Source organism: Adhaeretor mobilis (assembly GCF_007741515.1).
GTDB classification, from domain to species: Bacteria; Planctomycetota; Planctomycetia; order Pirellulales; family Lacipirellulaceae; genus Adhaeretor; species Adhaeretor mobilis.
Map to the genome: position 1 here is coordinate 1,655,308 of NZ_CP036263.1, position 23,924 is coordinate 1,679,231.

At 56.6% G+C, this 23,924-nt stretch carries 23 protein-coding genes; 8 read left to right on the forward strand and 15 right to left on the reverse strand.

The genetic code is table 11. The annotated features are described in order from the left end of the window. Window positions 1-170: 170 nt before the first annotated feature. From uvrA to HG15A2_RS06500, 3 genes are read left to right on the forward strand one after another with little or no spacing between them, the layout of a single operon-like run. Window positions 171-3,170 (forward strand): excinuclease ABC subunit UvrA, encoded by a 3,000-nt coding sequence (uvrA, locus tag HG15A2_RS06490; RefSeq protein WP_145058984.1) that lies wholly within the window; start codon window positions 171-173, stop codon window positions 3,168-3,170. Next, window positions 3,167-4,033 (forward strand): hypothetical protein, encoded by an 867-nt coding sequence (locus HG15A2_RS06495; protein ID WP_145058986.1) that lies wholly within the window; start codon window positions 3,167-3,169, stop codon window positions 4,031-4,033. Before uvrA ends, HG15A2_RS06495 begins: the two co-directional genes overlap by 4 nt. Next, window positions 4,030-5,088, forward strand: a complete 1,059-nt coding sequence (locus tag HG15A2_RS06500; RefSeq protein WP_145058988.1) for a ThiF family adenylyltransferase — start codon at window positions 4,030-4,032, stop codon at window positions 5,086-5,088. Before HG15A2_RS06495 ends, HG15A2_RS06500 begins: the two co-directional genes overlap by 4 nt. 147 nt (window positions 5,089-5,235) lie before the next feature. Here the strand turns inward: HG15A2_RS06500 and HG15A2_RS06505 are convergent, their stop codons facing one another. The 4 genes from HG15A2_RS06505 to HG15A2_RS06520 form a co-directional block, all read right to left on the reverse strand. Next, window positions 5,236-5,898, reverse strand: coding sequence for an RNA polymerase sigma factor (locus tag HG15A2_RS06505; RefSeq protein WP_145058990.1), 663 nt, complete (start codon window positions 5,896-5,898; stop codon window positions 5,236-5,238). Between the two features lie 189 nt (window positions 5,899-6,087). After that, window positions 6,088-6,399 carry a hypothetical protein gene (locus HG15A2_RS06510; RefSeq protein WP_145058992.1) on the reverse strand — a complete coding sequence of 104 codons (312 nt, stop codon included), beginning with the start codon at window positions 6,397-6,399 and terminating at the stop codon, window positions 6,088-6,090. 434 nt (window positions 6,400-6,833) lie between these two features. Next, window positions 6,834-7,751, reverse strand: coding sequence for a cytochrome c (locus HG15A2_RS06515; protein WP_145058994.1), 918 nt, complete (start codon window positions 7,749-7,751; stop codon window positions 6,834-6,836). 107 nt (window positions 7,752-7,858) lie between these two features. Further along, window positions 7,859-8,194 (reverse strand): hypothetical protein, encoded by a 336-nt coding sequence (locus tag HG15A2_RS06520; RefSeq protein WP_145058996.1) that lies wholly within the window; start codon window positions 8,192-8,194, stop codon window positions 7,859-7,861. 129 nt (window positions 8,195-8,323) lie between these two features. On the opposite strand from HG15A2_RS06520, the gene HG15A2_RS06525 reads away from it, so the two are divergent. Further along, the gene (locus HG15A2_RS06525; protein ID WP_145058998.1) at window positions 8,324-10,129 is read left to right on the forward strand and encodes a phospho-sugar mutase; all 1,806 of its coding nucleotides are present in this window, start codon (window positions 8,324-8,326) and stop codon (window positions 10,127-10,129) included. A 255-nt stretch (window positions 10,130-10,384) separates the two neighbouring features. Continuing rightward, a complete protein-coding gene (locus HG15A2_RS06530) occupies window positions 10,385-11,776 on the forward strand; it encodes a UvrB/UvrC motif-containing protein (protein WP_246117897.1) in 1,392 nt (463 codons plus the stop codon). 82 nt (window positions 11,777-11,858) lie between these two features. Here HG15A2_RS06530 and HG15A2_RS06535 read toward each other — a convergent pair whose 3' ends face one another. Continuing rightward, a complete protein-coding gene (locus HG15A2_RS06535; protein ID WP_145059000.1) occupies window positions 11,859-12,314 on the reverse strand; it encodes a hypothetical protein in 456 nt (151 codons plus the stop codon). Window positions 12,315-12,385: 71 nt separating this feature from the next. Next, window positions 12,386-13,636: a beta-ketoacyl-[acyl-carrier-protein] synthase family protein gene (locus tag HG15A2_RS06540; RefSeq protein WP_145059002.1), complete on the reverse strand. Its 1,251-nt coding sequence runs from the start codon at window positions 13,634-13,636 to the stop codon at window positions 12,386-12,388. 309 nt (window positions 13,637-13,945) lie between these two features. Here HG15A2_RS06540 and HG15A2_RS06545 point away from each other — a divergent pair, with 309 nt between their 5' ends. Next, on the forward strand, window positions 13,946-14,488 hold the full coding sequence (locus tag HG15A2_RS06545) for a division/cell wall cluster transcriptional repressor MraZ (protein WP_145059004.1): 543 nt from the start codon (window positions 13,946-13,948) through the stop codon (window positions 14,486-14,488). A 459-nt stretch (window positions 14,489-14,947) separates the two neighbouring features. On the opposite strand, the gene HG15A2_RS06550 is transcribed toward HG15A2_RS06545, so the two are convergent. The 6 genes from HG15A2_RS06550 to rpsP form a co-directional block, all read right to left on the reverse strand. Further along, on the reverse strand, window positions 14,948-15,358 hold the full coding sequence (locus HG15A2_RS06550; RefSeq protein ID WP_145059006.1) for a DUF1844 domain-containing protein: 411 nt from the start codon (window positions 15,356-15,358) through the stop codon (window positions 14,948-14,950). 108 nt (window positions 15,359-15,466) lie between these two features. Beyond that, window positions 15,467-17,143 carry a CTP synthase gene (locus tag HG15A2_RS06555; protein ID WP_145059008.1) on the reverse strand — a complete coding sequence of 559 codons (1,677 nt, stop codon included), beginning with the start codon at window positions 17,141-17,143 and terminating at the stop codon, window positions 15,467-15,469. Between the two features lie 165 nt (window positions 17,144-17,308). Continuing rightward, a complete protein-coding gene (locus HG15A2_RS06560; protein ID WP_218932364.1) occupies window positions 17,309-17,767 on the reverse strand; it encodes a YraN family protein in 459 nt (152 codons plus the stop codon). A gap of 75 nt (window positions 17,768-17,842) precedes the next feature. Next, window positions 17,843-18,208 carry a 50S ribosomal protein L19 gene (gene rplS / locus HG15A2_RS06565; RefSeq protein ID WP_145059010.1) on the reverse strand — a complete coding sequence of 122 codons (366 nt, stop codon included), beginning with the start codon at window positions 18,206-18,208 and terminating at the stop codon, window positions 17,843-17,845. A 151-nt stretch (window positions 18,209-18,359) separates the two neighbouring features. After that, window positions 18,360-19,046: a tRNA (guanosine(37)-N1)-methyltransferase TrmD gene (trmD, locus tag HG15A2_RS06570; protein WP_145059012.1), complete on the reverse strand. Its 687-nt coding sequence runs from the start codon at window positions 19,044-19,046 to the stop codon at window positions 18,360-18,362. Window positions 19,047-19,106: 60 nt separating this feature from the next. Continuing rightward, window positions 19,107-19,661: a 30S ribosomal protein S16 gene (gene rpsP / locus HG15A2_RS24780; protein WP_218932365.1), complete on the reverse strand. Its 555-nt coding sequence runs from the start codon at window positions 19,659-19,661 to the stop codon at window positions 19,107-19,109. Window positions 19,662-19,867: 206 nt separating this feature from the next. On the opposite strand from rpsP, the gene HG15A2_RS06580 reads away from it, so the two are divergent. Both HG15A2_RS06580 and HG15A2_RS06585 read left to right on the forward strand, forming a co-directional pair. After that, a complete protein-coding gene (locus tag HG15A2_RS06580) occupies window positions 19,868-20,266 on the forward strand; it encodes a DUF433 domain-containing protein (RefSeq protein ID WP_145059014.1) in 399 nt (132 codons plus the stop codon). Further along, window positions 20,247-20,600 carry a DUF5615 family PIN-like protein gene (locus HG15A2_RS06585; RefSeq protein ID WP_145059016.1) on the forward strand — a complete coding sequence of 118 codons (354 nt, stop codon included), beginning with the start codon at window positions 20,247-20,249 and terminating at the stop codon, window positions 20,598-20,600. The genes HG15A2_RS06580 and HG15A2_RS06585 overlap by 20 nt, the downstream gene beginning before the upstream one ends. A gap of 99 nt (window positions 20,601-20,699) precedes the next feature. On the opposite strand, the gene HG15A2_RS06590 is transcribed toward HG15A2_RS06585, so the two are convergent. The 3 genes from HG15A2_RS06590 to ffh all read right to left on the reverse strand — a co-directional run bounded on the left by HG15A2_RS06590 (window position 20,700) and on the right by ffh (window position 23,537). After that, window positions 20,700-21,179: an endonuclease domain-containing protein gene (locus HG15A2_RS06590; RefSeq protein WP_145059018.1), complete on the reverse strand. Its 480-nt coding sequence runs from the start codon at window positions 21,177-21,179 to the stop codon at window positions 20,700-20,702. A gap of 308 nt (window positions 21,180-21,487) precedes the next feature. Continuing rightward, window positions 21,488-21,904 (reverse strand): hypothetical protein, encoded by a 417-nt coding sequence (locus HG15A2_RS06595; RefSeq protein ID WP_145059020.1) that lies wholly within the window; start codon window positions 21,902-21,904, stop codon window positions 21,488-21,490. Between the two features lie 160 nt (window positions 21,905-22,064). Further along, complete coding sequence (ffh, locus tag HG15A2_RS06600) at window positions 22,065-23,537, reverse strand: signal recognition particle protein (RefSeq protein WP_145059022.1); 1,473 nt, start codon at window positions 23,535-23,537, stop codon at window positions 22,065-22,067. Window positions 23,538-23,924 lie beyond the last annotated feature (387 nt).

A 23,924-nucleotide genomic window follows, 5' to 3' on the forward strand; every position in this document is an offset into this window, starting at 1 on the left:
TACCGAGGCTGGCTTCCTCAGTCGTTCGACTCCTTTCGGAATGGCATGTTCTGACTTTTCAGTTCTCTCGACCAGATAAGCCAGCATTGTAGCACCTTACCCCCCGGCGCGGTAAGCTGGTCTGTTTGCGCCAGGTCCGCCAGCCTCGGCCTTGCCTTGACGAATCCGCCATGTCGACCGCCACTCCTGATCAATCGCTTGACTCTGTTGCTCGTTCCGAGCCCGCCGCGACGGACGAAATCCGCTTGCGGGGGGTGGAAGTGCACAATCTGCGGCACGTGGACCTCGATCTACCCCATCGCAAGCTCATCGCATTCTGTGGCGTGAGCGGCAGTGGCAAGTCGAGCCTCGCCCTCGATACGCTTTATGCGGAAGGGCAACGCCGCTATATCGAAAGCTTCTCAGCCTACACGAGGCAGTTCCTCGAACAACTCGACAAGCCTGAAGCGGAAAGCATTGAAGGCATTCCTCCCTCGATTGCCGTGACTCGCAAGTCCGTCAGCCGTTCCAGTCGTGCCACGGTTGGCAGCGCTACGCAAATCAACGAGCACCTGCAGCTACTCTTTGCCCGCATTGGTGAGATCGTTTGCTACCAATGCCATCAGAAAGTGGAAAGCACTTCGGCCGACCTCGCAGCACAATCGCTCACGTCGTTGCCGGATGGGACGCGAGCGATGGTCGGATTCATTTCTCAACGTGGTACGGAACGCAACAACGAGGAATGGCTCACTGATTTGATATCACTCGGATATCGCCGCGTGGTCCTAGAGGACCAACTTGGCGAGCTGTCGACAAGTTTGGCGAATCAGCTCGGCGATGCAACCTCGCTGGAAATTGTCGTCGATCGGATCACCGCTGGCAGTCAAACGCACGATCGGCTGCATGATTCCCTCGAAAGCGCCATGGAAGCAGGGCGAGGGATTGCAGTCGTTTGGTCGCAAGTAGAGGGACATAAGAATCTGAGCGGCCAAGATGAAGAAAACGATGAAGAATATAGTGGCAAGCGGGTGGTGGAGTTGGCTGGCGCAACTTGGCAGCGACATGTCTTTAGTCGCCGACTGCGTTGCGAAACGTGTGAGATTGATTATCCCGACCTGCAGCCGCAGTTGTTCAACTATAACAATCCGCTCGGTGCCTGCCCGGAGTGCGAAGGATTTGGCAACGTGACCGAGCTCGATATGAGCTTGGTGGTGCCCGACCCATCGAAGTCGCTCCGAGATGGGGCCATCGCCCCGTGGAACACGCCGTCCTACAAGCACGAGCTTGAGGAGCTTATCGCGCTGGCAGACGACTATGACCTGCCGTTAGACGTGCCATTCGCAGAACTTCTGCCGAAGCATCTTGAGCTGATTCACCAAGGGGTCCCGGAGCGAGATTTCGGCGGGCTGAGAGGCTTCGTCGCTTGGCTGGAGCGGCGTAAGTATAAAATGCACATCCGCGTATTCTTGAGCCGCTGGCGCAGCTATTACCCTTGCACGAAATGCGATGGGGCGAGGCTAAACCCCGCAGCGCTCGCTGTAAAAATCGCTGGTAAGAGCCTTGCCGAAGTGGTGGATATGCCTGTCGAGGTGAGCCGGCGCTGGATGGAAACGGCTGCACTGAAGGAAGCGCAACGTGCCGTTGGGCGCTTGTTGCTCAGTCAGGTGGGCGACCGACTCGCCTATCTCGACAAGATCGGCCTCGGGCATCTTTCGCTCTCCCGCCCACTGCGTTCGCTTTCGGGTGGCGAAGCACAACGGGTGGCGCTGACTTCCGCGCTGGGTTCCAACCTCACGGGCATGCTCTATGTGCTCGACGAACCCTCAGCCGGTTTGCATGCCGCCGACTTGCCACGACTCGTAGACGCGGTCGCTGCACTGCGAGATCGCGGCAACACGGTCGCGCTGGTCGAACACAATGTCACGCTCATTCAATCGGCTGATGAAGTTGTCGAATTGGGCCCCGGTGCCGGCGAGTTCGGTGGCAAAGTGATCTATCAAGGCGAGCCCGATGGTTTGGTCAACACGCCCGAAAGCCGACTAGGAGATTGGCTCACTGGTCGGCGCTACTTGCGTTTGCCGGCTCAGCGGAGGGCAACCAACCAAGGATGGCTGAAGCTCTCTGGAGCGCGTGGCAACAACTTGCAGAATATTACGGTCGATTTCCCGCTCGGGATGCTGTGTGCGGTTACGGGAGTCAGCGGAGCGGGTAAGAGCACGCTGGTAGGTAGCACGCTCTACCCGGCCTTGGCAGTGGCGTTGCAAATCGATGCAGGGAAGAGCGATGTTCGACGTCCTGCCGACTTCGACGATCTCGTAGGCGTAAGCCAAATCGACGATTGCATTTTGGTGGATCAGACTCCCATCGGTCGCACACCGCGATCCAACCCCATTACCTACGTGAAAGCATTCGACCCCATTCGCACGCTGTTTGCCGCGACGACTGACGCAAAAGCCGCAGGTTTCAAGGCGGGGCACTTCAGCTTCAATGTCGATGGCGGACGCTGCCCTACGTGCCAAGGAGACGGCCATACTCAAGTTGATATGCAACTGATGGCGGACGTGTTCATGCGCTGTGCCGATTGCCAAGGCCAGCGATACCGCCGTGAAGTCTTGGAAGTCAAATACCGCGGCCTGAGCATCGCCGATGTGCTTGATCTTTCGGTGCGTGAAGCATTCACGTTTTTCCGTGGCCAAAAGAAGATTCTCACGCGTTTGAAGTGTCTTATTGACGTGGGGTTAGATTACCTGCGCCTTGGTCAAGCAGCTAACACGCTCTCTGGTGGCGAAGCTCAACGACTAAAGCTGGCGAACTATGTTTCTGCTGCCAAGCGGGGACGCACGCTGTTTATCATGGACGAGCCAACCGCGGGACTACACAATTCAGACGTCATGCAGTTGCTCGACTGTTTCCAGTCGCTCACCGATATGGGCCACTCGCTCATTGTGGTCGAGCACCACATGCTCGTGATGCAAGCAGCCGATTACTTGATCGACATGGGGCCAGGCGCAGCTGAGGAGGGAGGGCAAATTGTGGCGACGGGCCCGCCAGAAGACCTGGCACGTCAGGAAAACTCCATCACAGCCCGCTACTTGGCCGCCGCTTTAAAACAAACGGCCGAAGCTGCCGAGCAAGCTGCCGCCGAGGATGCGCGCGAGGCTGCTGAGGCAGCTGAAGGTGATGATGAATGAACATCGGCGAACTATTTAGTGTGGAAACTCGTGAGGCGACCGACTCGCAGGCGATCGTACGCCTGAATCGTCTGCCCGAAAATGATATCGTCGCCATTGCGGGTTCTATGCGCGGCCCGCGATGTCGCTTTGCAAAAACGTTGCCATCGATGTTTTCGGTCAAAGAGCGAGGACTTGATTCCAAGAGTAAGTTCATCGAGCTGCTTGTGACTGATCCCTGCTATTGGTCACCGCAGTTGCCTTTTTACTACGATCTTGAGTTAACCGTCGAGCTAGCCGATGGAAGCTCGCAGACTCTTCAGCATTCGCTTGGCCTGAATCGCTGGGAGTGCTTTGCTGGGCAATTGAGACTCGAAGGACGCCGTACGGTGCTACGTGGTGGCGCAGTTGAAACCTTCGATGTGTCAGCGGCGCGCGAAACTGGCATAGCCGCCATGACGCAGAAACATGAAGGAGGCTTCCTGAGAGAAGCGAGTGAAGCCGGAATTCCCTTGATTGTAGATCTTCGTGAGTGGAACGGTGATCTCAGCCAAAGACTAGCGCCGCTAAGTTGGTATCCAACAGTGACATTCACTGTTCTCGATGGATCACAAACTCCTGGTCCGTTAAATGGAATGAAATTGGCTCAGGCTGTTGGCGCGGATGCAACCGAAACAGCACTAGCCAGTTGGGCGAGCGCTGTGCTTGTAGAACTACACCCGGGCGAGCGCCCACCAAGCTGGCTGCGTGATTGTGGGCGGCCAGTGCTGGTGCGGCAGTTACTGGAAGAAACCGTCTCGCTCGCCGACATTCGCCAGCAGTGCGACGCCTTACAAGCCCGCCTAGCTCCCGAGTTCGACTTCGCGGGGTACTTCGTCGGATGAGCGGCTCAACCAATCCAACTGGAGAGATTAGCAAAGGGCGATACCGCCGTCAGGTGAACTTCTCTCCGTTAGGCGAAGCCGGGCAACAGCGTCTGGCGGAATCTACTGTCCTGGTCTGCGGCTGCGGTGCGTTGGGCTCAGTAGCTGCGGAATTACTCGTTCGTGCTGGTGTCGGGCGAGTTCGGATCGTGGATCGCGACTTCCTCGAACTGGATAACTTGCATCGGCAAGTCCTCTACACCGAGGCAGACGTCGACGCAAATCTTCCCAAAGCGATTGCAGCTGCCCAGCATCTCCGGCAGATCAATTCGTCCGTAAGTATTGAACCGTACGTTGCGGATGTCACCACGGAGAACATTGCCACACTGGCTGACGGCTGTGACGCCATTGTAGACGGCACCGACAACTTCGAGACGCGCTACCTGCTGAACGACTATGCCGTATCGACCGGCACGCCCTGGGTATTCGGCGGTTGCGTCGGCGCGGAAGGCCAAACGATGGCTATCTTACCTGGCGAAACCGCTTGCTTGAGTTGCCTGCTCCCTGAACCTCCGCCGGCTGAGCTCCAACCCACCTGCGACACGGCAGGTGTGCTCAACCCAATCGTTCACACCATTGCCGCCTGGGAAGCGATGGAAGCACTGAAGATTCTCAGCGGGAACGTTGCCGCAGTGAGCTGTCGCCTAGCTGTGGTTGATCTTTGGAATAACCAAATTCGTAGTGTAGGAATTGCGCGACGCGAGGAATCACCTAAGTGCCAAACCTGCATCGAGCGAGATTTCCCCTGGCTGGAAGGCCGCCGCGGTAGTGCGACCGTCTCCTTGTGCGGCCGTAATGCCGTACAGATCAGTGCAAGTTCCTCGCAAGCGCCTTCGCTTCCTGCCTTGGCAGAGAAGCTAGCTTCAATTGGCAAAGTCACCGCGAACGACTTCCTGCTCAGGTTGGAAATCGACGAGTACCGTATCACTCTCTTCGCCGACGGTCGAGCCATCATCGCAGGAACCGACGATCCAGCCGTAGCTCGAACGATCTTCAACAAGTACTTCGGCGGATGAGGAGTTAACCACGAAGCGGCTGTGTTAGAGGTCAGTAGGGAAGCCTGGTCGGCTCATGAAAAGGCAGCAAAAAAACGCGACGCCGTGATGGTGGAGAGACCATCTCGACGCCGCGCTATCGAACAACTCATCCTCGGAAAATCGATCCTAAACCGCCTGCAAGAACTCCAACTCTTTCGCAAGCCGCTTGCGGGCTACGTGTAGGCGTCGCTTGATGGTGCCCAAGGGGGCAGCGAACTGGTCGCTCATTTCCAACAGCGATTGGCCTTTCAAGTAGAACGCCACCAACGTGCTACGATCGAGTTTTGCAAGTCGGTCCAAGCCGTCGTGCAGTTGGCCGACGCGTTCGTCGTCGAGCAGCGAATCAAGCGGAGCGGAAAACTCTCCATCCACGCTATCAAACATCTGAGGCTCAACGGCAACCGATGGCGGACGCCGTACGCTGCGGTTGATCGCTTGCCGCACGGCAATCGACTTTAACCAACCAGCGAAGGCAGCCGGCTCCTGTAGTTGGTACAGCTTCTGGAACGCCTTGATGAAGACTTCTTGCGAAACCTCCTGCACCTCAGCGTGGTCGCGTAGCCGCCCCCAGCACACGCCGTACACCATGCGCTCAAACCGTGTAAACAGTTCGTTGAAGGCAGCGTTGTCGTCCTGCTGGGCAAGCTCAACGAGCTCAGCGGTGTCGAGCTCAGTCAAAGGAACTTGAGCCGACAACGCGAAGTCTTCTTGTGCGCCGGTTAAAGCGAAGGAGTCTAAAGCTTGTTGATCTGAATCTAGCTGTGTTTCTTGTAGTAATGCGGTAGCCATGGTTCTCTCGAAACTGGCCCTTTCCGTGCGCGATGCATAGGAAAAGGCATGAAGTGGTCAGCAAGGGTCCGCGGTAAACGTTAAACTGCACGTAAATCAATCCGGTGCAGCGATCAGTCTTAGCTCGCGGAAGCGAGGCAAGCCAAAGTCAAATTGCGTTTCTAATGAAACGGGACTTCAACGGCTTGCTTAGCCGGCGACGACGCGACGCTTTATCGAGCGTTGCATCCGGCGTTTGGCGGTTGCATAACATACGCAACCAGAACAAACGCCACCCGCCGGCGTCGTAATCACGGGCGTGCCCGTAATCTTCGCCTGGAGTTGCCATGCTAGGGCGTGCCAATGCACCCCTAGCCGATCAACCACGACCAGTGCTGAGAGGCGTTCGATCGAGGCACGCAGGTCTGCGCATTTGCTTGCAATCAAACGTACAATCAGCTTGGCGCTCAGACGAGCGTTGTTTGTGCCAAGATTACTGAGTGTGTTGATTGCAAAACGCATGATGACCCTCGTGCGTGTGAACGCCGTTCGAGAGAGATGGCGGCCTTTGCCGGGGCTTGGTAGCCGCGGGAAAAACAAAGGGTTCGCCGGTAGTTCCCAAATGAATGGGGCTTCTTCACTTCAATGAGTGTGTCAGCCGATAACCGCCCAGTCAAGCGAAACTTAACTGCAGGGAGCGGCCCATAAGGCCGTAAATGCCCGACACGTCCCTATGGACGCCTACTTCGGCAGAAAGGTTCGCTGAGATGGGGAAGAAATTCCGAGAAAATCGGTTCGAGTCGGAAGTTGTTTCATAGAAACACCTTAGGGGTTGGCTAGGCTCTCCCGGCCACCTTAGCCGCCGAGCTTGCTCGACGCTCGGACTGAGTTCCGACCCCGCGGCGACCAAGGTCGGCGGCTAACGCTCCCTCACCGGCATTAGGAGCTTGATTGAATCACCCGCGGTAATCCTCGTGGCACTGGCTGCAGGATTGCCCAATACGTCCGGCGGCGGTGCGGGCCCGCTGGTAATCGCCGCTGCCGGCCGCCTCGGAAACTTCGCTGGCACTGGTTTGCAGTGCTCGTGCGTATTCGAGGAAGCTATCGTCGTCCCAGTAGTCGTAATCTTCACGTTGGATGATTTCGCCAAGGGCGGAAAGCAGTTGGGTCTCGTGGTGGAGCTTGTCTGACTCACGGCTGAATGCCTTCTCATTGGCGAGCATCGGCCCGACTTTCTCAAAGGAAGCCTCCATCCAGCGCATCACAAGTTCTCGATCAGCCAGCTCGCTCCAATGCTGCAGTTCCTCAGCCTCGACCATGGGTTTCTCGCCACGTAGCAGCCCGTCAAGGTCTTGCTTGCGAAGGGTCGCATCGCGATAGCTTTGGTCGTTCGCGACTTTGCAATTCGCGGCCGTCTTGGCAAACGCCGTGCGCAAGCCGGCGGCTTCGGTTTGCCAGCGCGGCTTTTTGTCGTGCTCTGCGAGAATCCCAAACAGCACGGCCAATTGTGCAAAGCCTTGCCGACATTCCTGAAAGCCGCCCGACTTGAAGCGGCTAGGGTTGGAGAGCGGCGTGCGGAGCGAATTCGCTACGCGCTTGATTTCCTGCGAAAGCGTTTCAGCAGAAAGCCGCTTCGACCAGGCGAAACCGCCGGCGGATTGCTCGCCATCGGTTGCTGGTGTTACTTCCAGTTGTGTATTTGTAGAGCTGGCCGGGGCAGGGCGCTCGCCGACAAGGTGGTCACGGACGTCATCGAAGAACGCGTCAAGCACATCGCGCGACCAGGTGGGTGGGGCGGCGCGATTGGGGGGAGCTTTGGCCTGTGAAGTAGCCGCAAGAGAGACAGCAACAATAACGGGGATTAGCAGTTTCATGATCTACACATTGTGGTTGTAGGATGCGTGAGCGGAGCGAAACGCACCAATTGGTTAGCTAGCCGTCCTCATGGTGCGTTTCGCTCCGCTCACACACCCTACCCAAACTAGGAATCGCGCATGCCCTCGTACTTCTCCCAATAAACCACCTCGTAGGTCTGAGGATCTACCTCAACCGTATAGTCGTCAACACCGACGGCTATTGTGCCATCGATCAGCGGGACATCACACCAAGGTGCCAGTCCTTCCCGACGACGACGCAAGCAGTCGCTCCACTGATCACCACGGGCATTGAGTTCGATTTGTGTGTCGAGGAACTCCAAGTAACTTGCATCAAAAGTCGACGTTCGAATCCCCTGGACGGTGGCTGCCGACTTGCGAACCGCCACTGGGAGCTCGGCACACTTACTTACTGCAGCGATAAACACGTTCTTGGGGTTCATTCTTGACTTTGCGATCGAGTGCGTGGTGCTCCATTTCTGCACCCTACGAGCACTGCCCAGCCTACTGGAAATCGGTTATTTTAGGGGCTCGGACTTCCTACCATCTTACCCGAAACACAACAAATACGCATGAATGTCCAAGACGCCCTTGCCGCTGCTGAAAAGGCCGTGGCTGACGACAAGCTCACCGCCTCGGCACTCGAAAACCTCAAGGTCTGGCTCACGGAGTCTCGCTATGCGGACTACGCGGATTCCATCTGCCAGCACGTGGCCGACGGGAAGTGGCAAAAGCTGGATGATGTGTTCTGGACGATCATCCCGTTCGGCACGGGTGGGCGACGGGGCACTATGTATGAGTTTGGCAGCAATGCGATCAACGAGCGCACGATTGGCGAGAGTGCCCAAGGCTTAGCGGACTACACAAAGAACAATCGCGAAGGTGACGGAGAGCTAGCCTGTGCCATCGCCTACGACACGCGGCACCGGTCGGTGGAGTTCTCCAAGCTATGTGCGGAGATCATGGTCGCAGCCGGCTTCAAAGTCTATTACCTCGAGGGGCATCGCAGCACGCCAGAGCTTTCGTTCCTGGTACGTTACAAGAGCTGCTCCTGCGGCATTATGGTTACTGCCAGCCACAACCCGCCAAGTGATAACGCGGTGAAAGCCTACTGGTCGACTGGTGGGCAATTGTTGCCGCCCCATGATAAGGGAGTCATCGAGAAGGTCATGAGCGTCGACAAGATCGAGCGTGTGCCGTTCGACGAAGCGGTTACCGATGGGCGTATCGAGACTTGCCAGGACGAAGTCGATGAGGCCTATATTTCCGCCGTCGTGAAACTGGCAACCGATGGGCCGCGCGACCTGAAGGTGGTCTATTCCCCGCTGCATGGTGTTGGCGCTACAGCTGTTGTGCCCGTGTTAGAGCGAGCCGGTTTCAAGGACGTAGAAGTCTACGGTCCTCATGCCGAGCCGAGTGGCGATTTCCCCAATGTGCCTGGGCATGTGTCCAACCCCGAGCGACCCGTTGTGTTCGATGCCATTGTCGAACATTGCAAGGAGGTCGGTGCCGATTTAGCCGTAGCGAGCGATCCCGATTGTGATCGCATTGGTTGCTCCGCACCGCTTACGACTGCCAAAGATTCAGAGTGGAACATTCTCACAGGCAACCAAATTGGCGCGCTCATGGCTGACTATTGCTTGGAAGTCCGCCAGAAAGCAGGCACGCTCACACCCGAGCATTTCAACATCATCACGCTGGTCACCACGCAACTCACGAAGCGCATTGGCGACAGCTATGGAGTGAAGACCGTCGACAACCTGCTGGTGGGCTTCAAGTGGATCGCCGGAGCCATCGACGCGGGCGGGCCGGAGAAATACATCCTCGGCACCGAGGAATCCTACGGCTATATGGCGGGTACGCACGTTCGCGACAAAGATGGCGGCGTGGCGGCCCTGCTGCTGTGCGAATTGGCGGCGAAGCTGAAAGCCGAGGGGAAAACGCTGCACGAAAAGTTGGAAGACCTATTCTGGCAGCACGGCGCCCACGCGGAACGAACCGTGAGCGTCATGATGCCCGGCAGCGAAGGGATGGACCGCATGAAAGAAGTCATGGCGAGCTTCCGCAGCGACCCGCCGGCCGAGATTGCTGGCAATGAGGTCGCTCAGGTGCGCGACTATTTAAGCGGCACGGTGACGACTCCCGGCAAAGCCGGTAAGCCGTTGGAAGGTCCGACCGGCGACCTCATTATCATCGACTTGAAGCTCGAGGGGAACTACATCGCGATCCGCCCCAGCGGTACGGAGCCAAAAATTAAGCTCTACATGTTCGCCTGGGAGCCGGCCGAGCAGCTAGCGAATATGGAACTCACCCTAGGGCAACTGGAAGAACGGCTGGATGGGTTCGAAAGGGACCTGCGCGCGTTCGCTGGGGTGTAGACTCGCTTCGATCGTTGGGAACAACAGAGTCACAGAGGGCATCAAGAGCTTTGGGAATCATGTTTCGCGCAGAGACGCGGAGGCGCAGAGTTCGTTGTTGCGTTGTTTCTTGCTCATTCGTTTTTGCACATCCATGAGCCGTTGTGGAATTCTCTGTTTGCAGATTGCACTCCCTCCTCTGCTGTCTCCGCGTCTCTGCGTGAGACCCAAATTGTCTTATCGCCGGCCTCATAAGCCTTCTCTCTCGTCGCCACCATGCCTACGATGAATGGCATGTCCGAGCCCGATGAGCCAACCTCTGAAACGGCGTCGCCCGAGCCGAAAACGCAAGGCGACTTCTTCCTGCGCGCTGCGGAGAAGGTGCGCACGAAGTTCCCCACGACTCCCGGCTGCTATTTGTTCCTCGATCAAGCTGGCCGCGTGCTGTATGTCGGCAAGGCGAAAAACCTGAAGGTGCGGGCGAGTAGTTACTTCTTGAAGGCAGCAGCTCAGGATCAACGCACCGAGCAACTCGTTAAAGAAGCGTACGACATCGATTTCATGGATGCGGAGAGCGAGGTAGATGCCCTATTGATGGAGGCACGTCTCGTAAAGGACGTCCAGCCGAAGTTCAATCGCGATCTGCGTGATGATAAGAGCTTTCCGTACTTGCAAATCACTACGTATGAGGATTTCCCCCGAGTGGAAATCACACGCGAACCGCGCGACACAGCAGCGAAACTCTATGGGCCGTTTGCCAACGTGGGACAATTACGCGGGGCCGTACAAGTGCTGCAGCGGGTGTTCCAGTTCCGCAATTGCTCGCTCGACATCGAAGAGAACGACGAAAAGTGGCGCTGGTTCCGCCCCTGTTTGCTAGCTTCCATCAAGCAATGCACCGCACCGTGTAACTTGCGAATTGGCAAGGAAGAGTACCGCAAAGACATCACACGGCTGCGGAAGTTTCTCGATGGCCAGGGGAAGTCGTTGCTCAAGGAGATGCGAGCCGAGATGGAGGAAGCGTCAAAAAATCTACGCTTCGAGCAAGCCGCCCGGCTGCGTGATGAGCTGAAGATGCTCGCATCGATTCACGATCGGGGCGATCTGGAGAAGCACGAGCAGCCGGAAGTGTTCTATGTTGATCCCAAGAAAGGACTGGCTGGCCTGCAGAAGATTTTCAAGCTGCCCGAAACGCCGCGCACGATTGAGGGCGTGGACATCGCTCACCTGGGCGGCACGGAAACTGTGGCGAGCCTCGTACAATTCATCGATGGCTTGCCGTTCAAGCCAGGCTATCGCCGGTTCAAGATTCGCGAAGTCGACGGCATCGACGACTACGCCAGCATCCACGAAGTGGTCAGTCGCCGCTTCAAACGCCTGAGCGACGAGGGGGACGTGTTCCCGGACATCCTACTGATCGACGGCGGCAAAGGGCAGTTGAAGAAGGCCGTCGAAGCGTTCGAGGCCCAAGGCATCACCCCGCCGCTGCTGCTGTCGCTCGCCAAGAAGGAAGAATTGGTGTATCGGATGGGCAAGGTCGAGCCGATAAAAATCAGCCGTCATGCGTTCGCGTTACGCCTGCTGCAATACGTCCGCGACGAGTCGCACCGCTTTGCTCAGCACTACCATCATTTACTGAGGCGGAAGAAAACGCTGGGGGAGAAGTAGGGGCCGCTGTGCGGACCATAGTGTTCGGAATGGGACACGGATGAACGCGGATCGGGCGGATGTTTGGGGATAGCTACCGATGTTAATGCCGTGCCGCAGTCAAAAAGGGATCTTGAGCAAACCAACCGAGGTGCTCAAATCGTTCGTCAGCTTCAACTATGGCGTCCAAGCCATCAGCAATACATGTGACGGCCTGCTGAAATTTAGAGTTCGAACTACGCAGGAAGAACTTGCGTTTGGGTTCCAAACCGATAGCCCAACAATGCTCCTGTTCGGGCCAGGGGTAAGTTAGTAAAGCCACGCGCACATTAAGATCAAATGTGCGTAGAGCAGAGTACCACCCCCAATCCTCCATTACTGGGCTGGTCCCAGCTCGAATATTTGGTTGTGGTAGCAGGCGAGCATAAAGCCAACCAGCGCAATCACCTCCGACAAACCACTGATCGATCTGATCATCGGGTTGGTGATAGAGAAATAGTCCTGATTTGAATATCAACCAGTCTCTTTCAGGTATACCCATGTTTGTAATTTTCCACACCGAATCTGATTCGCGAACATCCGCCCAATCAGCGTTTATCCGCGTCCTATTCCTCACCCAACCTCCAACGGCTAAGCCGCGAGCGGCAAAGGCACGGTCGTCGGTGCTTGGCGTTCGTTGGCGCCGCTGTAGCGTCTTAGCGCGATGGCAGCCAGGTGCCCGCCGAAGGCGATGCTGGTTTTCATCGCATGTTCGAAGGGGCGTTTGCGGCCGATGAGCGGAATGCAGTCGAGATCGCACTCGGGATCGGGAGTCGTGAGATTCATCGTAGGCGGGGCAAAACCGTCGCGGAGGGCGAGCACCGTGAGCGCCGTTTCTACGGCACCAGCAGCGTTGACCAAGTGACCCAGCACGGCTTTGGTGGAACTCACACAAAGATCGCCCACGCTGTTATCGAACGCATTGCGAATGCCGCGGCTTTCCATAATGTCGTTCTGCTTGGTTCCCGTGCCGTGGGCGTTGATGTAGCCGACGTCGCTGGAATGCAGGCCTGACTTGCGAAGGGTTTCACGCAGCAAGTGGGTGAAAGTAGTGCTGTCCGTGCTGAGATCGGTCACGTGGTGGGCATCGCCGCAGATCGCGCCGCCGGAGACCTCCGCGTAGATCTGTGCGCCGCGATTGATGGCGTCGGTCTTGCGTTCGAGCACCATCATGGCGGCGCCTTCGCCCATGACGAAGCCGGTGCGATTGGCGTCGAAGGGGCGACAGGCGAGAGTCGGGTTATCGCCTTTGGCCAACACACGCATCTTGTCGAAGCCGGCTGCGAGCAACGGATGGATTGCTTGGGAACCGCCGACGAGCATCTTGTCGCATTGGCCATCTTGGATTGCGCGAGTGCCTTGGAGAATGGCGACGGTGCCACTTGCGCAGGCTGTGGAATTGCACAGTCTTGGTCCACAAAAATCGAAGTGTTGGCCAACCGTGTAGGCCGTGGTGTTTGGGAGAAGTTGCTTCCACCACTGGTTTGGGCTCGCTTCGATGGGCACGCCTACGCGGGTGGCTTCGTTGAGCGGCATGTCGCCCGTATTCACCGCGACGGATGTCCCGAGACGCTCTCGATCGTATTCCAGTAGGTTGAGGCCGCTATCAGCGAGTGCCTCGGAGGCAGCTTGTAGTGCGAAGGGGACGTTTCGCTGCGTCGGGCAGTTCGGTGGTGTGCTTTCAACCACCGCACCCAGCAGTCGGCCGGGCTGGATGCCAGGAAAGTTGTCGAGCGGGGTCACACCGCTCTCGCCATTGCAGACGGCCCGCCAAGTGGCTTCGCGGGTTTCGCCCACGGCAGTGACCATGCCAATTCCTGTGATGACAACCGCATCATCCATGATGTTCTCGTCGTTGCTTATGTGATTTGGTTCTGGGTCTTCTTAACTAGGTCCGCTCAGACCACCTGGGTAGGGGCCGCGCGATCAGCATAAATAGGAGATTCTGCCAGGAGCCGCCAGTTCGGTTTGCGAAAACTCCTCCGAAGCAGTGCCCAAGACATTGAGCTGGCAGTCACGACTGCTATCATTGAATATGTGGGGAAAAAGCCCAATAGAAAAGTAATCTAAGAAAAAAACGGGGAAAAGGCCCCAGACAACTCCACGGAGGGGTATTCGTCCAGCAGATAATCGGCAAACTAAGGCACGTGCATGGCATCACCCGCCAAAGAAAATGCTCCTGAATCAGGCTTAGCTGAGTTAGGAGCGGGACTGTTTGTGGGCGAGTGGAGCCGGTCGCTGGATGAGCGTTACCGGGTGTCGCTGCCCACGGAGTGGGCGGAGGCGATCGCAGGCGGAGCGGATTCAGACAGCCCGGCAGAGTGCACGCTAGCTAAGGAGCGGCCAGGGTGCGTGAGTATCTGGCGCCGCGATGCATGGCAGCACTGGCTCGCAGAGGGGCTCGAGCTTGTGCAAGGAAAAATCAAGAGTGGCCGGTTGGCCCGCCAAGGTAACGAAGTACAGATGCTGGGACGATTGCTATCAACCCGACATAAGACGATTCCCGTGACTGGGAGAGGAAGAATTGCGATTCCCGACAGCTTTCGAGAATTCCTTGGCGTAGAGCCGGGAGGATCGCTGCTGGTAGTCGGTGCCGCGACCTGTATCGAGCTGTGGCGGCCCGAGGCCTGGGGGAACCATATTGGAGAACACATGCCGGGCTTCCGTGAGTTGTTTGAACAACTTGCGAGTTAGCGAGCCCATAACACGAATGACCCCGCGGCTTGCGCCGGGGGCTACCTAGCTAACCACACAATAACACACTTGGAGCCACCACTACGCCCAGTCGGTCGTTTGATTTATTAGCTTTTCCATTTTACCCGATTCGTTGTCACCGATCCGGGGAATGCAAGTCGCTTACGGAGGAGCTAACTCGGCTACGGAATGCCGAACTTTTATGCCGACTGGGCGTGGTGGATTTTTCTTTCGAGTGGTTTGCCCAGCCTTGAATCTTGGTTGGCACTTCTTTTTGAACCACAGAGGGCACAGAGAACACGGACGAACTGCACTGCTAAACTTCTATCAAGAACACACCTTCGCACTCATGCTAGAACACTGACGTATTAGCTAGCTAGTCGAAGCAGAAGAAGCGAGCAATCTCTAGCCCCGCAGGAACGGTGCAATTGAGAACTCCGTGTCCTCTGTGGTTCAAACCTATTCGGTTTGAATCGGCGAAGTGGGGGGCTGCTGCTGGCTCTGGACGGCGACGAACGCCATGCGGAGCTGGTGCAGCAGGTCGCGCAGGGTATTTTCTTCTTCGTCGCTGAGGTTGCCTTTGGTCTTTTCCTGGAGGACTTCGAGCATGTCGATTGCGTAGCGAGATTGCTCAAGGCTGGGTTGCGGCTGGCCAGTGGCAGGGTGGGGGATTTGGCCCATGCCTACCATCGCTTCGGTGACGAAGATGCTGATGAGCATTTCAATAGACGCTTCGGGAAACATGCCGGGCTGCCCGGTCGCCGCTTCGTCGGCGCCCGTCTCGGCAGCTTGCTTATCAGCCGCCTCTTTCTCTGCAGTGACTTGGGACTTCCAGTCTTCGTCGATAATGATTTTCTTTTCTTCAGACATGATAGATAGTTTCCAGTTAGCAGTGTTGAGTTTTCAGTTTGGTAGGGTATGCCTCGTTCCAGTCGGCAGTACCCTACGATTGGATTTGTCGTCCGCGATACCCTGTGTCTAATTGGCTGCTTCTTGGGTAGGTTCTTCTGTGGCTGGCTTTGCTTCGCTGTTTCTTGTTCGGCGTGTTTCACGCTGCTTGATGGCTGCCTCGACGAAGCCGGCAAACAAGGGTTGAGCTTGTGTGGGCTTTGACTTGAACTCAGGGTGGTACTGCACAGCCAGAAACCATGGGTGGTCAGGCACTTCCACGATTTCAACAAGTGAATCATCGGGGCTCGTGCCGGCGATACGTAAACCGTTGGCCTCGAAGCGTTGGCGGTACTGATTGTTAAACTCGTAGCGATGGCGATGCCGCTCGTTGATTTCTGTAGTGCCGTAGCATGAAGCGGCATGGCTTTCAGGGTCGAGCTTTGCCGGCATGGCGCCCAGTCGCATGGTGCCGCCCTTGTCGGTGATCGTGCGTTGGTCGTCGAGTAGGCAGATGACGGGCTCGCGGGTTTCATTATCGAATTCGGTGGAATGAGCAGCATCCAAGCCGCACACGTTGCGGGCGAATTCCACAACGGCACATTGCATTCCTAGGCAAATTCCGAAGAAAGGAATGCCCCGTTCTCTAGCAAAGCGGATCGCCGCGACTTTGCCCTCGATGCCCCGCTCGCCAAAGCCACCGGGTACGAGGATGCCATCGTACCCAGAGAGCAGGCGTTCTGCGCCTTCGGACTCAATCTCTTCACTCTGGATCCGCGCCACGCGGATTTGTGCCGCATGGGCAATGCCGGCGTGGTCGATGGCTTCGTAGATTGATTTGTATGCATCGCGATGCTCGGCGTATTTGCCAACTACGGCGATGCTCACTTCGTGCTCTGGATTGCGAAGGGTGCTCAGCAGGTCGTGCCACGGTGTGAGGTCGGGCTCTGGTGTGCGGAGGTCGAGTTTCTCGCAGATCAGGCGATCGAGCCCGTGATCCACGAGGCTTAGTGGCACTTCGTAGATCGAGAAATCCTTGTCCTTCTCTTCGATTACGGCATCGTAGGAGATGTTGCAAAACAGGGCGATCTTTTCGCGGTCTTCGCGGCTGATCGAGTGTTCGCAGCGGCAGATGAGAATGTCCGGCTGAATACCAATCTCTCGAAGTTGGCCGACCGAGTGCTGCGTGGGCTTGGTTTTCAGCTCGCGAGCTGCTTTCAGGTAGGGCACGAGCGTGAGGTGAATGTACAGGCAATTTTCTTTACCTGCGTCGAGCGAAAACTGGCGGATGGCTTCTAGAAACGGCAGGCTTTCGATGTCGCCAACGGTGCCGCCAATTTCCGTGATCACTACGTCAGCCGCATCTTCGCCTTCGCCGGCGAGTCGTTTGATGACAGATTTAATTTCATTGGTGATGTGCGGTATCACCTGGACGGTCTTGCCGAGGAACTCCCCGCGGCGTTCTTTGTTGATGACCGACTGGTATATCTGCCCAGTCGTGTAGTTGGAATCGCGTGTGAGCGGCGAGTTGGTGAAGCGTTCGTAATGCCCCAAGTCGAGATCGGTCTCGCTGCCATCGTCCAGCACGTACACCTCGCCGTGCTGGTAAGGGCTCATCGTGCCGGGATCGACATTGATATACGGGTCGAGCTTCTGCATCCGTACTTTGAGGCCACGACGCTCAAGCACCATGCCTATCGAGGCACTGGTAAGACCTTTACCAAGCGAGCTAACCACGCCACCAGTTACGAAAATGTGCTTAGCCATGAAGTTCCTGCGGAGACTATTGGAGAATTTGGATGGGGTTCCACAGGGATTGTATTGTAGCGGATTCGAGGCGAGGTGATTAGGGGGAGTAATTCCAACGTTCGCAACATGTCAGGAAGAAACATGGGCTAGGGATTTGAGAGAATCTTAGCTTTCGAACAATTTCTACCGGAACATCTGCCCGCGACCCTCAGCCTCGAATGCATTGATAATGTGCGTGATTTCTGGCTGGGCAGACTCTTTCGGCCAGACGACTTCTACTACATCGAAGCGGCCAGGGTGCTCCAGCAGGCCATGGCCTTTTTGGAAGGCGAGCGCCGCACGAGTCATGCGAGTGCGACGAGTGAGGTCAACCGCCTCGGCGGGGCGGCCGTGGTCGGCTCGGCGGCGGGTTTTCACTTCGATGAAAACGAGTGTGCGCCTGCTACCCGACTCGTCAATTGCAATGATGTCGATCTCGCCATAACGCACTCGTTGACGCGTAACGACAATTGTGTATCCGAGTCGCTTGAGGTACTTCGCGGCAGCGCGTTCGCCGCGATTCCCTAAAGTGAGATGGCCACTGAGGGACCGAGGGCGCACGCGTTCGGCGAGCCAGTTGCGCAAAAGAGAGAAGAGCGGCACGGGAATCTAGGCGATAGGGAATAGGGCTCAGTTTCAACCCCTACCCTAATTACCTATTCCCAATTCTCCTAATCCCTACTTCGTGCGATCAACGCGGCGTTCTTTGAGGCGGACGGCCTTACCTTGGCGTTCGCGAAGGTAGAATAGCTTTGCCCGACGGACGACGGCACTGCGTTTGATGTCGATGTGGTCGATGCGGGGGGAGTTCACGGGGAACTTACGCTCGACACCTTGGCCAGCCACGATGCGGCGGACGCAGAACATCTCTTTCGAGCCGGAACCGTTGCGTGCGATCACAACGCCGGAGAACACTTGGATGCGCTCTTTCTCGCCTTCAAGAATCTTTGTGTGGACATCGACCGTGTCGCCGACCTCGAACTGAGGACGCTCTTCCTTCATGGCCGATTGTTCGACGGACTTGAGAATTTCTTGTTGATTCATGGCGTTGCTTTCCTAATTCAGCTTCTTCTTTTTGAACCACAGAGCCAACTAGGCTGACACTGTGGAGGAACACGGAGGTTTGTTAGCCAAACCACTCTTAGTGTTTCTCCGTGTCCTCTGTGATCTCTGTGATTAAAAAATATGCGGTGCGTCAATCCAGAAGATCGGGGCGTCGCTGTTTGGTTCTTTCTAAACTGTTTGCTTCTCGCCACTTGGCAATTTTTTCGTGGTCGCCGCTCAGGAGCACTTCGGGCACGGTGTGGCCGCGGTACTCTCGGGGGCGTGTATATTGGGCATACTCTAGGAGGCGATTTCCTGTGGAAAATGAATCGTAGCGGTTGCTGTCCTCATCGCCCAGGACCCCTGGGACCAGTCTCACGACTGCATCCACGAGGACCATGGCCGCGACCTCACCGCCATTGACGATGAAGTCTCCGAGTGAAATCTCCTCAGGCTCTAAAATGTCGGTAATGCGTTGATCGAAGCCCTCGTAACGACCGCAGAGCAGAATCAGCCGCTCATGGGTGGCTAGGCGTTCGACGACACGCTGTGTTAGTTTCTCTCCGCCGGGGGTCAGCATAATGACCTTGGCGGTTTGTCCTGCCTGTGATTGGACCGCCTCAACGGCCTCAACCACGGGTCCTGGGTTGAGGACCATGCCGGCTCCGCCTCCGAAGGGGCGATCGTCGACTTTGTGGTGTTTCTCGTCTTTCGACCAGTCGCGAATGTTGTGCAACTGAATATCGACCAAGCCGTTTTCAATTGCCAGGTTCAACAAGCTTTGCCCCAGGTACCCGGGAAACATCTCGGGGAACAGGGTGAGGATGTCGAAACGCATGACGATGTGCTGGGCAACTGTGATAACTCAGCCCACAGGACGGCTAAGCCGCAAGCGGCACTACTCCTTGGCTTCCTCTTCAGCTGCCGGTGCTTCTTCTTTGGTTTCTTTCGCAGCAGGAGCTTCCGCCTTTTCCTCGGTTGTCGCCTCTGCGGGCTTCGACTCTTCGCCGGCAGCCTCCTCAGTCTTTTCCTCGGTGGCTGGAGCGTCGGCGGCTGCAGCTTCTGCAGCGGCCTTAGCTTCCGCTTCCGCCTTGGCGGCTTCTTCGACAGGGTCTTTCGCCTTGCTGACGGGTTCGCCAGCATCGGGGACCACCTTCGGGGCAGCGTGCTTTTCGCGAGCCGCGGCATTCTCTGCGACACGCGTGCCGCCAGTGCCGTACTTCTTGATAAGCGTGCCTACTCGATCACTCGGCTGGGCGCCGACGCTCAGCCAATGGTCGATACGATCTGCCTTGAGCGTGGCTCGGGCGTCGGTATCGGCAATGTTCGGGTCGTAAGTGCCCAATTCCTCAAGCACGCGGCCATCACGCGGCGAGCGCTTATCGATGGCACAAATGCGGTAATAAGGGCGATGGGTCCGGCCCATCTTCTTCATGCGGATGCGTACCGCCACGGCTAATCTCCAGGTAAATGACTCTGCAGCTGTCTTCTAAAACGCTACAAGTTGGTCGGACAACCCCAATCGATGGGGCGCAAGCTCAGTATTGTGGCAGATTTAGGGTCGATCTGGCAAGTGGGCGAGGGGTGAAATTTTGGGCGAAACAGGTTCTCTATCGGGTATAATTGAAGGTGTAGAGATTTCCTCTGAGGATTGATGTCATGAGTACGCCTACCATTGACCAAACCAACGCCGATTTCCCGCCCGAGCTGCCAATTGAGGCGGCTCGCCCACCACTGCGCGTGATGGCCGGTGGAAAAGTGGTCATAGGCAATAGCCGAGTTCGACTTGCTTCTGTGATCCGCGAGTACCGCCAAGGTTCGACCGCTGAGGAGATTCTCGAAGCCTATGAGGCGCTTCAGCTTCCTGATATTTATGGCACGATCAGTTACTATCTCCGCCATCGCGATTCGGTAGATCAATACCTTGAGCGACTGCATCAGGAGGAAGAAGCGACACGCGCTGAGTGGGAAGCAAGCCATCCCAAAACTCCCACCCGAGAAGAACTGCTAAAGCGTCTCGAAGAAAAGAGGCAGGCAGATGCTGCAGCTGGCAAGTGATGCGGATTTGCACGGCGGGATTGTGAAGGTGTTGCAGAAGAACTCAGCCATCGACTTCGTAAGATCAATCGATGTCCTTCCTGAGGGGACCGAAGATCCTGATGTGCTGGCTTGGGCAGCTGGTGAAGGTCGCGTCCTGATTTCGAATGATCGACAAACCATGACCGATGCTGCCAAGACTCGAATGCAGCAGGGCCTGCCAATGCCCGGTGTGATATTTACAGATATCGACAATCACTCGGTAGGCCGTGCAATCAATGATATCCTCGTGATCGCCGAAGCGATGCCACCAGAAGAAGCGCGTGCGATTGGTCTCTTGTACGTGCCTTTTTGAGCGTTAGCTCTAAACGGTAGCTAAGCCAGTCAAGAACCTCACATCGCGAGCATGTCTCACGCCGGTTTTTACCCTCCCGCTTGCGGGAGGGTCGACGTCTCAGCGTAGGGGAGGGCTCTTCTTTGCATTCTGAGCATCCCGAACCGAATCTTTCGTTGCCTCAGGTGCGCTTTCGTGCATCAGCCCCGAACCGCCACCGTCGCGTTTTTGGAAGCAGCCATCTAGCCCGCTTAGCGGCAAGCCCGCCTGTCGCATTATTGTGTACCCAACCGCTTCCACATCCGTCTCGACGTCCTCATCCGTAAATCGAATGACTTGCCAGCCATGACTGCGGAGATAAGATTCACGCTTTAAATCCTTCTCACCAATCGCGTCATGGTAGCCGCCATCGATCTCAATCACCAATCGCTGGGCAACGCAGGCGAAATCAGCAAAGTAGGAGCCGATTGGGTGTTGGCGACGAAACTTCAAACCGCCACATTGTCTTCCACGTAATAGAGCCCACAGTAAGGACTCCGATTTCGTCTGCTCACGACGTAGTGGACGTGCTCGCTCGGTTTGGATTGGTTCGGGCTCCATCGGTGACGCTCGCTGAAGAGGGGAAGTTGTTTGGAGAGTTTCCAGTTTACCCTCCCCGGCCCTGAGAGGCCGACCCTCCCGCAAGCGGGAGGGTAATAATTGGGGCATTGATGAAAGAGGGGGCATCGGGGAAGCCAGTCGCAGCCGCCAGTTGCGAGAGATTGTCGAATTAGGCATCGGCTAATTGAATGTTGGTGGATAGCTACATTATGGCGTTTGGCTGCAGAGTGCCAATGCTCTCTCGCGCGACCCCATGAGACAGTGCTAAAGCAGGGTGCCGTGAGTGTCAGCGAAACGCACTTAGATAATCAGTGCCAAAAGAATCCAGGCTTCTCAACGTAACCCTCGCACTTCAGCTCGAGAGCTTCCCCGACTGATCTTGCAAATTCGCTGATCTCGTCTTGATGAACCTTGGTCCTGAGTACGAAATCACGCACCGTAATACGCTTTCGATTCTCCACACTGCATACTTTGTGAACATAACCGTGATTGCCACTGCCAGGGCTGCCATACGCCTCGACGTGAATTTGGATGACGTGAGAATCCCCAATGGGCCATTGCCACGAGAACAACGTAACCTTCTGAAGGAAACGCATGTTGAGAGTGACGATCTTATTCTTGAGGTCAAGCTCTCTATCGGGAAAGATGCTCGCTATGATCCATGCTAGTACTGGTATTCCTGCATACCACAAATCGTCAGGTTGTTTGACAAGCAACCATGTCACAATCAACGGGAAAGTAATTGAGAAAATCTTTAGAAGCAGCCACCGAATTCTAGTGTCGCCACTTGGCAATTCAATAGTGCCATCGCTTTGATCAATTGCAAGATTTGCGAAGTTGCCTTCTTTCAAGTGACAGCCTTTCTCAAAGGACTTGACATAATACTCACCCCCCACGCTTCCTACGCCGCGCCTCTTTCATCCGAGCCTTCCGGGCTGCCGCCTTTTCCTTCGGTGTTAGCCGTTTGCCCGTACCCTGCTTTTTCTTGGTGAGTGCACCGCCGCCCATGGCGCTGGCTTGCATTTCGCGGGCCATTTTCATGCGTTCTTTGATGCCTTTGCCGGCCATGGCGGTCATCATTTGGGCCATGGCGTCGAACTGCTTCACGAGGTCGTTCACCTCGTTGGGTTGCACGCCGCTGCCGGCGGCGATGCGGCGGCGGCGGCTTTGGTCGATCACCTTCGTGGGGTTACGCTTCTCTTCGGCCGTCATCGCGTCGATGATGCCGAATAGGCGTTTCATGTCGGCCTCGGGGTCGACATCGTCGCCCAGGGAGTCCATCATGCCGCCCATGCCGGGGATCATGCCCATCACTTTTTGCATGGGGCCCAGCTTGGTGATTTGGCCGAGCTGCTTGCGGAAGTCGTCGAGCGTGAACTCCCCCTTGCGCATCTTCTCTTCTTGGGCGAGCATCTCGTCCTGATCGAACTCGCGTTGCGCTTTTTCCACCAGCGAGAGGATATCGCCCTGCCCAAGAATGCGGCCTGCCATGCGATCGGGGTGGAACTCCTCGAGCGCGTCGAGATGTTCGCCCGTGCCGATGAACTTGATCGGCACACCGGTGACTTGTTTGACTGAGAGTGCCGCACCGCCGCGAGCGTCGCCATCGAGCTTGGTCATGACAACGCCATCGAGCTCGAGCGCTTGGTTAAACGCCTTGGCACTGTTGACGGCGTCTTGCCCGGTCATGCCGTCGACGACGAGCAGCGCCTGATCCGGCCCGCACTGGCGGTCGATGTTGGTGAGCTGGCCCATGAGCTCGTCATCCACATGCAAACGGCCGGCCGTATCGAGGATGACTACATCAACGCCTAGCTTCTTCGCTTCTTTGAGAGCTGCGTTGCAAACTTTCACGGGGTCTTTGTTCGTGCGATCGGAGTAAACGTCGATGCCGAGTTGCTCGCCGAGCACGTGCAACTGGTCGATGGCGGCGGGGCGTTGGAGGTCGGCCGCGACGAGCAGCGGCTTGCGGCCTGATTCTTTGAGCATCCGGCCCAGCTTGCCGCACGTGGTGGTTTTGCCAGAGCCTTGCAGGCCGCACATCATCAGGACGGTGACTTCGTCTTTGCCCTTGAGGTGCAGCGAGTGATCGACGGGTCCCATGAGGTCGATGAGCGCCTGGTGGACGATGCCGACGACTTGCTCGTCCGGGTTGAGCGACTTGAGGACCTTTTCGCCGACGGCTTGTTCGGTGACACGGCTCATGAAGGTGCGGACGACCTCGAAGCTGACATCTGCCTCCAAGAGCGACTTTTCGACGAGCTTCAGCCCGTCGCGCATGTTGGATTCGCTGAGCTTTCCCTTACCGCGCAGGGTTTTCAGCGCACTGCCTAGTCCGTCTTGTAGTCCTTCGAACATGCTCGATTACTCGTGTCACTAGTGGAATTGAGTCGGTTTGTATTGATTGTATCGCAATTGAAGGGGAGGCGGCAATCGGGGGTCCAATTGGGAGGTTGGATTACAGGTCTCGCGCAGAGACGCAGAGACGCAGAGTCGCAGAGATTCACGCTACCAATGAAATCAATTCGATCAGAGGGTGCGGCTTTATTGAGTTTCAGGTTATGGGGTTCATAATGGCAATCCACCAGACCTCTGCGTCTCCGCGTCTCTGCGCGAAAATTCCTGGTTGATGCTCGCACAACCCGACTATTCGTTCTTACTCCTACGGTCTTGCGGCAGAACACATGTCGATTACGGGTAGCGGGTACTCCCGGTTGGACAGCCTGCGGGGGGTGACGCATGTTT

What these genes read in the sequence shown, in the direction of transcription:
- uvrA (WP_145058984.1), top strand. Translation starts at nt 171, where the DNA reads ATGTCGACCGCCACTCCTGATCAATCGCTTGACTCTGTTGCTCGTTCC.
- HG15A2_RS06495 (WP_145058986.1), top strand. Translation starts at nt 3,167, where the DNA reads ATGAACATCGGCGAACTATTTAGTGTGGAAACTCGTGAGGCGACCGAC.
- HG15A2_RS06500 (WP_145058988.1), top strand. Translation starts at nt 4,030, where the DNA reads ATGAGCGGCTCAACCAATCCAACTGGAGAGATTAGCAAAGGGCGATAC.
- HG15A2_RS06505 (WP_145058990.1), bottom strand. Translation starts at nt 5,898, where the DNA reads ATGGCTACCGCATTACTACAAGAAACACAGCTAGATTCAGATCAACAA.
- HG15A2_RS06510 (WP_145058992.1), bottom strand. Translation starts at nt 6,399, where the DNA reads ATGCGTTTTGCAATCAACACACTCAGTAATCTTGGCACAAACAACGCT.
- HG15A2_RS06515 (WP_145058994.1), bottom strand. Translation starts at nt 7,751, where the DNA reads ATGAAACTGCTAATCCCCGTTATTGTTGCTGTCTCTCTTGCGGCTACT.
- HG15A2_RS06520 (WP_145058996.1), bottom strand. Translation starts at nt 8,194, where the DNA reads ATGAACCCCAAGAACGTGTTTATCGCTGCAGTAAGTAAGTGTGCCGAG.
- HG15A2_RS06525 (WP_145058998.1), top strand. Translation starts at nt 8,324, where the DNA reads ATGAATGTCCAAGACGCCCTTGCCGCTGCTGAAAAGGCCGTGGCTGAC.
- HG15A2_RS06530 (WP_246117897.1), top strand. Translation starts at nt 10,385, where the DNA reads ATGCCTACGATGAATGGCATGTCCGAGCCCGATGAGCCAACCTCTGAA.
- HG15A2_RS06540 (WP_145059002.1), bottom strand. Translation starts at nt 13,636, where the DNA reads ATGGATGATGCGGTTGTCATCACAGGAATTGGCATGGTCACTGCCGTG.
- HG15A2_RS06545 (WP_145059004.1), top strand. Translation starts at nt 13,946, where the DNA reads ATGGCATCACCCGCCAAAGAAAATGCTCCTGAATCAGGCTTAGCTGAG.
- HG15A2_RS06550 (WP_145059006.1), bottom strand. Translation starts at nt 15,358, where the DNA reads ATGTCTGAAGAAAAGAAAATCATTATCGACGAAGACTGGAAGTCCCAA.
- HG15A2_RS06555 (WP_145059008.1), bottom strand. Translation starts at nt 17,143, where the DNA reads ATGGCTAAGCACATTTTCGTAACTGGTGGCGTGGTTAGCTCGCTTGGT.
- rplS (WP_145059010.1), bottom strand. Translation starts at nt 18,208, where the DNA reads ATGAATCAACAAGAAATTCTCAAGTCCGTCGAACAATCGGCCATGAAG.
- trmD (WP_145059012.1), bottom strand. Translation starts at nt 19,046, where the DNA reads ATGCGTTTCGACATCCTCACCCTGTTCCCCGAGATGTTTCCCGGGTAC.
- HG15A2_RS06580 (WP_145059014.1), top strand. Translation starts at nt 19,868, where the DNA reads ATGAGTACGCCTACCATTGACCAAACCAACGCCGATTTCCCGCCCGAG.
- HG15A2_RS06585 (WP_145059016.1), top strand. Translation starts at nt 20,247, where the DNA reads ATGCTGCAGCTGGCAAGTGATGCGGATTTGCACGGCGGGATTGTGAAG.
- HG15A2_RS06590 (WP_145059018.1), bottom strand. Translation starts at nt 21,179, where the DNA reads ATGGAGCCCGAACCAATCCAAACCGAGCGAGCACGTCCACTACGTCGT.
- ffh (WP_145059022.1), bottom strand. Translation starts at nt 23,537, where the DNA reads ATGTTCGAAGGACTACAAGACGGACTAGGCAGTGCGCTGAAAACCCTG.